This is a genomic window from Marinibactrum halimedae (assembly GCF_021234875.1).
Classification (GTDB): Bacteria; Pseudomonadota; Gammaproteobacteria; order Pseudomonadales; family Cellvibrionaceae; genus Marinibactrum; species Marinibactrum halimedae.
In genome coordinates, this window is the sequence record NZ_JAJQVM010000002.1 from 148,900 (window position 1) to 162,994 (window position 14,095).

The 14,095-nt window shown below is 45.1% G+C and carries 11 protein-coding genes; 6 read left to right on the forward strand and 5 right to left on the reverse strand.

Annotation, left to right across the window (positions count from 1 at the left end; all coding sequences use genetic code 11):
• On the forward strand, positions 1-2,199 hold the full coding sequence (locus LU351_RS01825; RefSeq protein ID WP_232592295.1) for a xanthine dehydrogenase family protein molybdopterin-binding subunit: 2,199 nt from the start codon (positions 1-3) through the stop codon (positions 2,197-2,199).
• A gap of 145 nt (positions 2,200-2,344) precedes the next feature.
• Here LU351_RS01825 and LU351_RS01830 read toward each other — a convergent pair whose 3' ends face one another.
• The 4 genes from LU351_RS01830 to LU351_RS01845 all read right to left on the reverse strand — a co-directional run bounded on the left by LU351_RS01830 (position 2,345) and on the right by LU351_RS01845 (position 8,337).
• Complete coding sequence (locus LU351_RS01830) at positions 2,345-3,550, reverse strand: tetratricopeptide repeat protein (protein ID WP_232592296.1); 1,206 nt, start codon at positions 3,548-3,550, stop codon at positions 2,345-2,347.
• Between the two features lie 108 nt (positions 3,551-3,658).
• A complete protein-coding gene (locus LU351_RS01835) occupies positions 3,659-5,074 on the reverse strand; it encodes a hypothetical protein (RefSeq protein ID WP_232592297.1) in 1,416 nt (471 codons plus the stop codon).
• Positions 5,071-6,510 (reverse strand): rhomboid family intramembrane serine protease, encoded by a 1,440-nt coding sequence (locus tag LU351_RS01840; protein ID WP_232592298.1) that lies wholly within the window; start codon positions 6,508-6,510, stop codon positions 5,071-5,073. Before LU351_RS01840 ends, LU351_RS01835 begins: the two co-directional genes overlap by 4 nt.
• A gap of 432 nt (positions 6,511-6,942) precedes the next feature.
• Entirely contained in the window at positions 6,943-8,337 is a 1,395-nt protein-coding gene (locus LU351_RS01845) for a TolC family outer membrane protein (protein WP_232592299.1), read from the reverse strand.
• A 602-nt stretch (positions 8,338-8,939) separates the two neighbouring features.
• On the opposite strand from LU351_RS01845, the gene LU351_RS01850 reads away from it, so the two are divergent.
• The 5 genes from LU351_RS01850 (at position 8,940) to parE (ending at position 13,780) form a co-directional block, all read left to right on the forward strand.
• Positions 8,940-9,536 (forward strand): NUDIX domain-containing protein, encoded by a 597-nt coding sequence (locus LU351_RS01850; protein WP_232592300.1) that lies wholly within the window; start codon positions 8,940-8,942, stop codon positions 9,534-9,536.
• Between the two features lie 70 nt (positions 9,537-9,606).
• Positions 9,607-10,062: a DUF1249 domain-containing protein gene (locus LU351_RS01855; RefSeq protein WP_232592301.1), complete on the forward strand. Its 456-nt coding sequence runs from the start codon at positions 9,607-9,609 to the stop codon at positions 10,060-10,062.
• 144 nt (positions 10,063-10,206) lie between these two features.
• Positions 10,207-10,995: a 3',5'-cyclic-AMP phosphodiesterase gene (gene cpdA / locus LU351_RS01860; RefSeq protein ID WP_232592302.1), complete on the forward strand. Its 789-nt coding sequence runs from the start codon at positions 10,207-10,209 to the stop codon at positions 10,993-10,995.
• Positions 10,996-11,227: 232 nt separating this feature from the next.
• Positions 11,228-11,818: a YqiA/YcfP family alpha/beta fold hydrolase gene (locus LU351_RS01865; RefSeq protein ID WP_232592303.1), complete on the forward strand. Its 591-nt coding sequence runs from the start codon at positions 11,228-11,230 to the stop codon at positions 11,816-11,818.
• Positions 11,819-11,893: 75 nt separating this feature from the next.
• Entirely contained in the window at positions 11,894-13,780 is a 1,887-nt protein-coding gene (gene parE, locus LU351_RS01870; protein ID WP_232592304.1) for a DNA topoisomerase IV subunit B, read from the forward strand.
• Positions 13,781-13,878: 98 nt separating this feature from the next.
• On the opposite strand, the gene LU351_RS01875 is transcribed toward parE, so the two are convergent.
• A complete protein-coding gene (locus LU351_RS01875) occupies positions 13,879-14,094 on the reverse strand; it encodes a hypothetical protein (protein WP_232592305.1) in 216 nt (71 codons plus the stop codon).
• Between the last annotated feature and the right edge of the window lies 1 nt (position 14,095).

Genomic DNA, 14,095 nt, shown 5'->3' on the forward strand with positions numbered 1-14,095 from the left:
ATGACTCGCTCCCCCACACTGTCACGCCGCGCCTTACTTCGTGTCACCGCCATTGCAGGCACTGGCTTTATGATCGGCTGCGAAGACCCCTCTGTCGTAGACGACAACACTAATAGCGCATCCGATACAAATACAAACATAGATACCGCACCATTAACCTTTAACCATTTTATTAACATCAGCACCGACGATACTGTCACCGTTGTTGTTAAACATTTAGACAAAGGTCAGGGTGTTACAACAGGGTTACCCGCCATTGTTGCAGAAGAATTAGGGGCGCGGTGGGATCAAATGCGTTGGCAATACTCCCCAGCCGACTCGACTCGTTATAACAATCTTTTTTGGGGGCCTGTTCAGGGAACTGGTGGCTCTTCATCCATCGCCAATTCATGGAAACAGCTTCGTACTGCCGGTGCCGCTGCGCGCGAAATGATCATTAATGCAGCGGCAAAAGAATGGGGTGTTCCTGCTACTGAAATTACCGTGTCCAACGGAAAAGCTCAGCACTCAAGTGGAAAAACCGCCAGTATTGGTGAACTCGCGATTGCGGCAAGTCAAATAACACCACCGACAGAACCTAAATTAAAACTTGCTCGAGATTTTAAGCTTATCGGCGTAAACGCTTCCGGCAAACTGCCCCGTATGGATAGCAAAGAAAAAAGCACCGGCACAGCACAATACACTATTGATGTGAAACGGCCGAATATGTTGAGTGCGGTCATGGCACACCCACCACTCTTTGGCGCCACCGTTAAACATGTTGATGATACCAAAGCCCTGCAAATAGAAGGGGTAGAGCATGTTCTTACCACACCTCGTGGTGTTGCCGTCGTCGCAAAACACCACTGGGCAGCCCTAAAAGGGCGAGAGGCTTTAACCATCGAATGGGATGATTCAGCCGCTGAAAAACGCAGTAGTGATGAATTGACTGCTTATCTACAAAAGGTGGTTTCTGAACCCATGACAGCGGTTCGAGAAGAAGGGGATATCAAAAAAGCCTTCAATGAAAGTAGCAAAACCATTGAAATGACATTTGATTTTCCCTATTTAGCTCACGCCACTATGGAACCTATGAACTGTGTATTGCAGCTAAAAAATGGGGAATGTCACATCTGGACTGGTAGCCAAGTACCCACATTAGACGTAGGTACTGTCGCGGCCATCACTGGAATACCTCCAGAAAATGTTCACCTCCACGTTCAATTTGCCGGAGGCAGTTTTGGTCGTCGTGCCGTACCTGACAGCGATTACGTTGCCGAAACCGCAATGATCGCTAAAGCCCTAGGCAAGACCAACCCCATTAAACTTCAATGGACGAGAGAAGACGATATGCTTGGCGGGCGCTATCGCCCTATGGCACATCATCAATTTCAGGCCAGCCTCGATAATAAGGGAAATCTCACAGGATGGCACCAACGAGCAACCGCGCAATCCATACTAAGAGGCACCCCTTTTGAAGCCATGATTTCCGGTGCGGTGGACGATAGTTTAACCGAAGGTGGAAAACAGCTTCCCTATTCGGTACCCAATATCACCGTTGAAGCTGCAGAGGCCGAAATTGGTGTGCCCGTGTTGTGGTGGCGATCTGTGGGACACACGTTTAACGCTTACTCTACAGAAGTATTTCTCGACGAAATTGCCCACGCTAGCCAACAAGACCCAGTAGAGTTGAGAAAAAAACTCTTAACCAAACACCCCAAACATAAAAAAGTGTTAGAACTCGCTGCGGATAAAAGTAATTGGGGCAGTGCTTTACCCTCCAACACCGCACGAGGTATTGCCCTTCATGAGTCATTTAATACCGTGGTAGCGCAAGTGGCCGAAGTCACTCTCAATGGCGATGGCAGTTATCGAGTAAACAAAATCACCTGCGCCGTAGATTGCGGAATTGCGGTGACCCCCGATGTCGTCAAAGCCCAATTAGAAGGCGGAATCGGGTATGGTCTCAGCGCCACCATGGGAGAAGCCATTACATTAAAAGAAGGCCGCGTTGAACAAAACAACTTTCACACTTACCAACCGTTGCGCATCAACCAAATGCCAGAAATTGACGTCCATATTGTGGAAAGTAACGAAGCCCCAACCGGAGTGGGAGAGCCAGGCACCCCACCTGCAGGGCCCGCCGTTGCCAATGCATTAAGAGCATTGACTGGAAAAGCCATTACTCAACTGCCAATTGGACCAAGCGTCACCACATAGGGCCTGAGAGAAAAGAGAAAAGAGAAAAATAGATTAATACCGACGACAGATTATCGTCACGCTCCACTTCCCTTAGGCACGGAGGCTTTATAACCTCTGGCCTTAAGGGAAATACGAAACCTACCGACCATTCATCACGTATCAATTACTGATTCAGTGCCGATAATTTTCGTTCATACCGCGCTCGATCATACACCTCCGCCACCTCAGCCGCTTTGGTTAAGCTTCGCAAGGCTCGCTCATGATCCCCCAGCTGGTGCATGATTTGCGCCTGTAAATGGTAAAAACGATGCTCATCTTGATTCAAGGTAATAGCATTTTGAATCTTCGTACGTGCCTCATTCCAACGTTGTTGGTCATAGAATCGCTTCGCCAAATAGTATTGGTAAAATGGATTTTTAGACTGGTGGAAACGCACTAACCTCTCATATTGCAATGCGTTTTCTGTCTCACCACGATTCTCATATAAATGCACTAAATTCATTGCCGGTGGACGATGGCTGGGCTTTAACATCAACGCGTGTTTGAAAGCAATTTCCGCCTCAACATCATGGCCAAGGCGGTTATAAAATACCCCAAAATTACTCCAGATAGCCGCATCACTGGGATTCAGTGTTAACGCCTTCTTAAAATACCCAAACGCCTTTTTATATTGATTTGCATTTAACGATTCCATAGCGCGGTTATTGTAATACTGAACCGTCAACTCTTGTTCACTTAACGTTGTTTCTGACACACCTTGGTTGTAGCTATTCATATCCAAATCAACAATGATTCGAGTTAAATGATTCACCTTCACCATGGCATTAACATGCCGGAATAACACAAATGTTTGATCGCCTTGCAAGTCCCACGTTAAAGGCACTTCAACTTCATTAATAAAGACCTTCAACCCTAAATATTTACCCATTGCATAATACAAAGCGGTAAAAGTGAGGCAATTTCCTTGCCGCTGATCAAAGGCTTCTGCTGCGGTTAATGTCAAATACGGCTGATAATCGAGTCCCAATGCACCGGGGTGAAGAATGGTTTGATGCAGAGTTTCGGCGCGATCGCCCTTTTTCAGCGCCCTTCCCACCATCAAATCGGCGTATCGCTTCATCTCTTCTGTTAATGCTAATGGGTTTTCTGAAGGGAGTTCAATCTCGTGTGCCGCCGAACCGAATAATGGCTCACCCGATAAAAGTACCTTTAACGCCTCGGCTTCTATGGGTGCGTGATGAACATGGGTACAGCTGATGAGAAAAAATGGCGTGAAAAACAATAAAACAATCCGCCGCAACGATGCGCACTCTCCGCAACGTGCAAACAAATGACTTAATAATAAAACAATGTCACTACCTCTGGCCATACAACTCATGAGCACCACCTTTAGCTGCCCACAGTTTACAACAATGCGCATTGCTTCATTACAATGCAATCGCATTAAAACTGAGGTTCTTTCAACGAATTATACTTATCACTCCGACTGTGATTCCGAACTTTTAAGAAACCCTTCAAACATGACACTTTCCTGTTGAAGTTGCTCTTTTTCTTGGTTTTCTTTAATCAATTTATTACAGAACTTTCGATAGCTTTCGGCTTTACTGGCCATTGTCGGTATTTTTTCAATGGCATTCGCTAGCAATGTATAAGCCTCAATAACGTATGTCGCTTCTTCATATCGCTTATGAAAATTATTCAATAATTTTGCTGTACTTTTAAAATCACCAGCATTATACAATGTGTGGGCCAAACTGATTCGCAATTCTGGATCTTCCGGCCCATAATTTGGCACTTTTTCAATAATGCTCCTAAACATCTTGGAGACAGCAAACTCTTCGTTTCGAGACATGAGTTTTGGAAGATAGTTATCAGAAAAGCGCGTAATTTCTGTTTGGCTACCAACCGCAAGCATTAAAGTTAAACACCGTTCCCACAGAACTGGACTGAGACTTTTGGGCAATAGTTGACGGTATACCTCCAGGGCAGATTCATACTCACCTTCTTTAACCAGCACTTCTATTCTGGCTTCTTGTATTTTTTGTTCACTACGAATCGTATCTTGCTGTGTAGAATCCGACGCATAAAAGCCCAATGCTTCCTGGTTTTGAAAAACCAAATACCCCAGCATATGAAAAATAATCACAAAATAATAACTGGATATTGTATTTTGAATAAAAAATTGAATATGGGGAAATGCATCGCCAACTAACGCATTCAATATTCCTATTGAACTGATCATGATGGCAATAAACGTTAATAAAACAATGTAAGAAATACCCGTTGATGCAACAAGCTGACTAATTCGGCCAAAATTCACTGCCTCTTTTAAGTCTTCGTCAATTGCCAATAAAATAAACACTGCAGGCAAAGCAATGACTTCCAGCAAAGCGACAACTATTGCAGCAGTAGGATGCACAAACATCGCCACAACGATGATCAATGCCACCGCAAGAATATTAACCCCAATGAGCTGGAGTAATAATTTAACACTACCGCTAAATCCTTCTCCCAACTCTGGAGGGTGCATTTTCCCCCCCGCTGTTTTTTGAAGGCAACTAAAAGCATAACGAGTTAACAACATCGTTGGCACGAGCAATAACAAAGGAAAATGAATAAATAATTGCGAAAGGAGCGACGTTCCAAAAATCGCCATTAAGGCATCTTTTGAAAAGCCATATCGATAAATAGACGGCAATTCTCGCCAAAAGGGGGCTACACTGTGTGCTGCCCCAAGGTGCTTCATGGTTTTATTACAAAGAAAGCATCGATGACCATGCTCATCACCCGTGCCACTGGGGTTCTCGTCACAACACTCGTCACAAGTGTAAATATTGCAGTGAGAACAAAAGAATCGTGACGATTTCAACGGATGATATTTGCAAGTACTCATCGAACAAATCCTCCCATTAATTCATCCGCCAAGCGATTGTATTCATTTTTTTTATGCAAAATGCCTTCTCTTTCATAATACCACGCCAGTTTTCGGGCCAACTTTGCCAAACTGGCTTCATGAGGTTGACGAGCCTTCAGGTATGTAAAAATAGATTCGGACAGTTCAACATCACAGGCATCCAATATACGTACTGCCATACTGACTTGATCTGCAGGCGAAATAGACGCTCTCTCTCGTTCAGATAGAGAGCGCCACAGCTTAGCTTGTGCTTTTCCTAAGCGGGTGCCTTTTTGTCGACTATGGATATTTTTTAACAAATAGTCTTTGAGCGATGTGCCACCAATAGCAACCATAATGTTTAATTGAATACTCATTAGCTCACTTTTTTGCCCGTGAGTTTCAATCATGTCAGCCACTAATTTCCGGGCAGATTCAAAACGATAATCGGCAATCGTACGATAGACACGATCTAACGCCACAAGATAATCATCAACGGATTGATCTTCTTCTATGTACTCCTGATCAATGGCGTGTTTATCATAATACTGCACAAGCAGCACCCCCACACCGCCGGCCAAAAAACCACCCAAATGGGCAGAATAAGCCACATTGGAATCGCTCGTGGTTAACCATTGCAATAGTTCACTGCCAATGTACACCGGCAATATTGCCAACGCCGGAGCACGAAAATACCCCACCAATACAAAGATAAAATAAAAGAACTCAATTTTACGAAGCTGAAACAACATGCAATACATGGCCATCACGCCAGAAATGGCGCCCGAAGCACCTACCAATGGGGTCGCATTTTCCTTCGTCAGTGACGCAAATAAACAATAAAACAACCCACCTGCCGCACCAGACACTATATATAATGCGAGAAAACGCCCATGGCCCAGCGCCGCTTCCACCGCAAAACCGCAGACAATCAGAAAAAGTAAATTCCCCAACAAATGCCCAACACCACCATGCAAAAATTGATGGCTAATCAGAGATACCACACTCAGGTTATCCACACTGAGGCCAAATGCCCGTGAACTGACTTTATTCACCGCCGCATTGACTTCCTCTCTCGCCAATTGCCACTGCTTAACGCCTCCTGCAGGCTTATACAGCGTGAGATTCTCTTCCAAAAATTCGTAAAAGCGCTGATCAAACATCAGCTCCAAAGTGAATTCTTCGGGGAAAGATTCTCGGTACTCGATAATGTCTTCAATAGGGGAGTCATGGTAGCGCAACCAATAATCTTGATAAGGTTTCCATTCGACATTTAACAGCTCATGGGTACGGTAAATCTCCAGCGCAGTCTCCATACGCCGAGAGTCCCCCCATTGGTACAACATAAAAACCAATAGATTCAATAACACCAAGACACACAAAACAACGGGCGGTTTTTTCCAATCAATTTTTTTTTCTGTGGGTAATATAATCATTCTCTGTAACAGCCTTTAACAGAGTCAATGAATCGCAAAATAGATCTCTCAAATAATGGAAACAGACCTACACATTGCATTAGTAATTTAGTGTTTTGTTACACCTCGCTAATGTCGGGCCTTAAAAACTTATATCGCCTTAAAAATGACGCGAATATCAACACAACAATTCATAACTTTCTTTTTAGTACTCTACTGATAACCATAGCAGCAGGCCAATTACCACGCTGACACAGGCAGAATAACTGAGTTCATTAGGTTTGTCTTATGTACTAAAAGCTACTTCCACAACACGGTACTGATAATGATGTACTTGGAAGTTGGAATCAGGCGGCGTGAAAAGATAGAAAGACAAAAAATGGTAGGCAGGCTCATCAAGGAAAGAATGATGACTGGATTTCCTTGATGAGAACAGGCTGGGTTTAAATAGATTTACTGCGTAAAACTGCTGCGTTCAACTGACTTGCCCGTATCCAACCAGCGGTTAAGCTCCATGATATCCGCCGGATTCAAAGTACCTGCGGTTTGTTTAAGGTTGAGAGTATTCAGGACATAATCGTACAGCGCATTGTAGTAATTACTGCGCGCCTGGAAGACACCTTGCTGAGCATTCAAAACATCCACAAAATCACGCGTCCCCACTTCATAACCTGCTTGGGTCGCCTCCAGCGAGCTTTCACTGGAGATAATTGCCTGTTTGCGAGCAGAAATGGTCGCCACATCCGTCACAACATTAAGGTGCTGAGAACGGGCCGACTGAATGGTTTGGCGCTTTGTTTGCAGATATTGCTCTTGAGCTTGCTCATAACGCCTCGCCGCTTGTCGGCGTGAGGCACTGATATTACCACCAGAGAACAACGGCAGATTCACATTTAAACCGATGGTCTCGACACTCTGATCATACAATCCAAGGTAGATGTTTTGATCATCATAGGTATAACTGGCCGATATTGTAGGCAGATGGTTACTGGTGGCCGCACGCGAGCCTTGACGCGCCGCATCCGCTGCCAATTTGGCCACTTTCAAAGCATTGTTATTACCTAAGGCAAACTCAACCCACTCTTGACGATCTACTGGCTCAGGTGGTTGAACAGGAAAATCCTCTCCCAAAGGCTGGACGTCGGTATACACCTCACCAGTGAGTACCTCTAACGCTTCAAACGCAACACCAAGATTATTTCGGTTACCCAATGTGTCCGCACGGGCACCGTCATAACTGGCACGCGCATCGTGTACATCGGTAATAGCTGTCAAACCCACTTCAAACCGCTGTTTGGTTTGCTCTAATTGATGCTTTAACGCACGCTCTTGAGCGATGCTGTTTTCTAATACATCCGCTGCGCGTAGCACGTTGAAATAAGCTTGAGCAACACGAATAATAAACGCCTGCTGATCGGCTGCAAATTGCATCTTCGCCTGGTCAGTGGTCGCTGCCCCTTGTCGATACGTAAACCACGCATTCATATCAAACAATGTTTGCGTTAAGTTTGCCCTATAAATCGTTCCTTCTCTTTCTTGGTTAAAACGGTTCAGAAAAAGCGGGTCAGGATTAGGGTTTTGGCTTTCTGTTATCTGGTCTTGATAAAGAGCTTGAGCGGTTAATTGGGGTAATAAAGCCGACCTTGCCGTATTGACCGCCTCCAAACCCGCTTTATAAGCGGCTTCATCCGCCTTTAGCTGATGTTCAAATTGCAGTGCTTGATCGTAAACTTCTTGCAAAGTCGTTGCACTGACATCAAAGCCGCAAATAAGCGCTGTGGCAAAGACGCTCGTTTTCTTCCAAAACTGTTTTCGTATGGCTTGTTTCCAATACATTGATGTCATCATAGGTTATTGGCCCAATAATTCTGTGTAATTCAAAAGCGAAAGACGATTGTAAAAAACGCTAGGGAAAGACCTTATTTATGGGGATTCGTTCACCCAACCACAAGGTATAAAGTATACGGAGGCAACCATTACAGCCGTAATCACGCTGACCACTCCTTGTCGTTGCAACAATTTCCGTCCCCACAGCACACGACATTGTTGGTTGAGACTAGCACTTTATAATAAGAAGTGCGTCATGAGGAGAAAGGTATAAGCCGCAATGATTGAATCAACAGCATGGCAACAATACCTGAGCCTCTCAGAATAATCTTGCCAATTCTTTCGTATCGTTTCTTCTGCATCAACGGCGATTGGCGCCATTTTGTCATCGTTCGGCGCGTAAACACAGAGTATCAACTGCTTTAAACAAAGAATAGCTTTCTTGAAAATGAGACGATTTGAATACTCGAATATAGACGAATAAAAAGAGTGGCGATGCCCGTCACTCAAAATACCGATGCACTCTGACTACACTCGTACAATAATCCCCAAATACGATAACTATCCACTAAAATAGCACCGACACAAAAACAACATATAACTTTTAAAGATGCGAGAACACATTGACTGAATTTCACAATAAGGATGTAGAAATCATCCAAGAAGAAATCGTCTACAACGGTTTTTTTAAAATGATCGCCAAAACACTGAAGCATCGATTATTTGGGGGAGGTTGGAGCCCACCGATTCGCCGGGAGTGCTTTCAGCGAGGAGATGCCGTAGCCGCCATCCTCTACGATCCGCATCAAGATACTATTGGATTTATTGAACAATTTAGAATTGGAGCCCTAAATTCCAAAAACGGACCTTGGTGTTTAGAGGTCGTCGCAGGGATGGTTGAAGCCGGTGAGACGCCTGAAAATACGCTCAAAAGAGAATTAATTGAAGAGGCAAGTTTTACCCCCGAACGTTTGATTCCTATCTGCGAATACTTTTCAAGCCCTGGTGGCTGTGACGAAGTATTGCATGTGTTTTGCGCTATTGGTGATTTACGGCATACTGGAGGAATTCACGGTTTAGAATCAGAGTCGGAAGACATCAAAGTTCATGTTCAACCGGCAGAGTGGGTATTTGAAAACCTATATCGTGGCAGATTTAACAATGCCGCAACGCTCATTGCTCTACAATGGTTAAAATTGAATAAAATGGCACTAAATTAGACATAATTTGGTTGAAATGTCGCCACAATCGAGACAGCATTAACGTTTTTTTACGGAGTACCTTGTTAGCATGCAAAAGCGCTACGTTGTCGATTTACGTCATCAGCAAGCAGAGTGTGATGCGAACTACGTTCGACTGACACGGCTTTTGCATGGAATGCCAGAAAAACAAGAGTGGGAATATGCCGTTGAGGGCTCGCACAGCCAAGTGGCCGAGCGAGTCAGCCTTCGAGTCATTGAATCCGCACCTTATACCTCAACCATTGAGGTTAAACAGGTCGAATCACCCCACCAATGGTCGAAAGCGACCGTGTTGAAAGTAAGAATGTATCACGATGCCCAAATGGCAGAAGTCGTGGCTTGGGACAAGCACTGGAATACTCGCTCACGTTATGAATATCCGAATCCCCGGATGTACCAACGGGACGAAAAAGCCCAATTCAATAAATTTTTGGGTGAATGGTTATCGTGTTGCTTATCCCAAGGTAGGGTCGTACACACTTTTGCGATATCTGAAGACAGCTAATTGGCACGTTTGCATAGCGCAAACGTGCATCAAAATCAGCCAGCGTATGTTTACAAAAATCAGCGTACAGAAAAACAACGCAGCACTAGGCCAATATTCAGGTATCCGAAATCGCGTCGAAAAATTCGAGCAAGGAACGAGATAATGGGCAATTCAGCTACAACACACAAAGTGATTCAAATCACTGACCCCCATCTAGGCAGGGAGCACGGGGACGAATTACTGGGTCTTAACACTGACGAAAGCCTGTCTGATGTTCTACTGGCACTCGTCGACGGCGACTTAGTGGTTGCCAGTGGCGACATCTCCAATGACGGCAGCGCAGAATCGTATCGTCGCTTTGTTGATACCGTTACCACCCAAATTCATTGCCCGCTAGTTTGTTTACCCGGTAACCATGACGACGATGAAGTTATGCAGCGCGTCATGGGGCCTGCGGTTATGAATCGTATGATCATCATGGGTAAATGGATTCTAATCATGCTGAACTCACGGGTTCCAGGTTTTGAACATGGTGACCTGACCGACAGCGAACTGCAATTTCTCGACAGCATCTTAAGTAAGCACCCAAACTACCATGCGATGGTCTTTTTGCACCATCAGCCTGTACCTGTGGGTAGCGCCTGGATTGACCAATATGTCGTCAGACGCGCTGAAGAATTCTTTCAAGTCATCGATAAGCACAGCAACGTTCGCATTATCTCTTGGGGGCATGTACATCAGGACTTTCATCAGGTGCGAAACGGCGTAGACCTCTATGCAAGCCCCTCTACGTGCGTACAGTTCAAGCCTGATTGCGATGACTTTACCATTGACCCCGCCATGCCTGGCTACCGCACTTTCGATTTACTGGATGACGGCACTCACAGCACCGCTATTGAGCGAGTCATGGAAAAGACCTATAGCATCGATTTCGCATCAAACGGATATTAGTAGTTGGGCAATTAATCGTTAAACAATTGCAGTTAGACTATCAGCTATTAGACTATCAGCAGTTAGACAATACGCTGGTAGTGAGAGAGCAAACTCTCTAATTCAGTATATAAGCACTAACTACCTGTATTGCACACCAGATTAGTACGATCACAAGAGGCTCAGCCAGGATAATGGCTGGGCCTCTTTTCGTTTTTGAGTATACTAATAGCCAACAGTTAGCGAGGGTTAAATGTCAACACTACTCTATATCCATGGTTTTTTAAGCTCACCATCTTCTTTTAAATCACAGCAATTCAAGCAGTGGTTGACACAACACCGACCAGATATTCACTTTGAGTGCCCTCTGCTACCGCCCTACCCTGCACAAGCGCATCAAATTCTCGACAACATTATTACCCAAAGCGCCGAGCGGCCCATCTACCTCGTGGGCAGCTCAATGGGAGGGTTTTGGAGCACATATTTTGCCGAAAAATATAACCTGCCCGCCGTATTGGTAAATCCTGCGTGCGCGCCCCTCACGCTCATGCCCTCCTACGTCGGGATAGAACTAAAAAACTTTCATACAGAAGACACTTACCTTTTAAACGACTCCCACCTGAAAGAACTCGCAGAATTCGTCATTGAAGAACCTCAGCGCATACCCAATTATTGGGTGCTACTGCAAACGGGCGATGAAACATTGGACTACCGGCTGGCTGAAAAAAAATACCGCAAATGTAAAGTCACAACTGAAGATGGGGGCGATCACAGCTTTGCCGGGTTTGAACGATACTTTGAAAACATCATACGCTTTTTCGAAGACATACACAGCGCCCGCTAGCAACATGACATAACCCATAGCACCCCCCATAATGCAAAATCAAAGACAACGCACGAATCATTAGGACCCTTGTATATGAGTAAGTACACCGCCCAGGATATCGAAGTATTAACAGGCCTAGACCCAGTAAAGAAACGCCCAGGCATGTATACCGATACCACTCGCCCAAACCATCTTGCTCAGGAAATCATTGATAACTCTGTGGATGAGGCCTTGGCGGGCCATGCCAAAACCATTCACGTTGTGCTGCATAAAGATCAATCCATGACCGTTGCCGACGACGGACGCGGCATGCCTGTCGATATCCACCCAGAGCAAGGGAAACCCGGTGTAGAAGTCATTTTGTCCACTCTGCATGCCGGAGGAAAGTTCTCAAACAAGAATTATCAATTCTCTGGTGGATTGCACGGTGTGGGCGTAAGCGTTGTAAATGCGCTATCGAAAATACTCGAAGTCACCATCAAACGTGATTCAAAAGTTTATCGTATTGGTTTTCAGGGCGGTGCCAAAGCGATAGATTTGGAAGTCATCGACGAATGTTCCAAGCGTACAACTGGTACCAGCGTTCGCTTTTTACCAGACCCACAATATTTTGATTCTTCGAAATTTTCTGTCTCTCGCTTAAGGCACGTCTTACGCGCAAAGGCGGTGTTATGCCCCGGTTTAAAAGTTATTTTTAAAGACGAACAAAGCGGCGAAAAAGACGAATGGCTCTACGAAGACGGCTTAAAAGATTACCTCCTCGCCTCCACGCAAGGGTGGGAAACGCTACCCAATGAACCTTTTATTGGCAGCTTTAATGGCGAAACTGAAGCAGCCGACTGGGCCGTGCAATGGCTACCGGAAGGGGGCGAACTCACCCAAGAAAGTTACGTCAACCTTATTCCCACCGCGCAAGGCGGCACCCACGTCAATGGATTACGAACCGGCTTGCTGGAAGCCCTTCGTGAATATTGTGAATTCCGTAATTTATTGCCCCGAGGCGTAAAACTCACCCCCGATGATTTATGGTCAAACTGCTGTTACATTCTCAGTTCAAAACTCGCCGACCCACAATTCTCTGGCCAAACAAAAGAACGCTTATCTTCGCGAGAAGCAGCAGCCTTTGTTTCCGGCGTGGCCAAAGACGCCTTCAGTTTATGGTTAAATCAGCACACCGAAGAAGGCGATAAAATCGCAGACTACTGTATTGCCAATGCACAAAAACGTGTTCGCTCCAGTAAAAAAATCGCTCGTAAAAAAATTACCCAAGGCCCTGCTCTCCCTGGAAAATTGGCCGACTGCTCCAGCGGCGAACCGGAGCGTAGTGAATTATTTTTGGTGGAAGGTGACTCCGCAGGTGGTTCTGCAAAACAAGCCAGAGATCGAGAGTTCCAAGCCATCATGCCTCTACGGGGTAAAATTCTAAATACATGGGAAGTTGACAGTGCAGAAATTCTCGCCAGCCAAGAAGTGCACGACATCTCTGTCGCCATTGGTGTTGACCCGGGTAGCGATAATTTAGATGGTCTTCGATACAATAAAATTTGTATTCTGGCCGACGCCGACTCCGACGGCCTTCACATTGCCACCCTACTGTGTGCTTTATTCCTAAGGCACTTTCGTCCACTTATTGCCGCCGGACATGTCTACATCGCCATGCCCCCACTTTACCGTGTGGACGTAGGTCAAGATGTTTATTACGCCTTAGACGAAAGCGAGAAGAACGGCGTGCTAGACCGAATTAAAGCAGAAAAGAAAAAAGGAAAAGTCAACGTACAACGATTTAAAGGCTTGGGTGAAATGAACCCCATGCAACTACGTGAAACCACCATGGACCCAGACACCCGCCGCTTAGTTCAATTAGTATTAAACCCCGGTGACGATACCAATCAAGTCATGGACATGTTATTGGCGAAAAAACGCTCCAGCGATCGAAAGGTATGGCTAGAAGAAAAAGGCGATATGGCTGAGGTGGTTTGATCGTGTCGCTTAATAATTAATTTATCTAATTAGGTAAAAGTTAATCCCCCTTCTGCATTAGTTAGGGGATTAATTTATAAGCTCTTTTTATACAGAGGTTATTGGAGAGTGAGTGAATTATTGATCATGGATGTGTCAACCTCTACTGGTTCACCGTTATCATCCACAATGGTTATGCTTGTAAGTTGTACCTCAAAATCAACCGGAGCGTCTGAGTCGGTATTATCTTGATCAAAAGGGTTATTCGTTTCTCCACCACAAGCGGTGAGCAGCGTAATAGCGGAAAAAATGATAGAAAGCAGTGTAATTTTCATT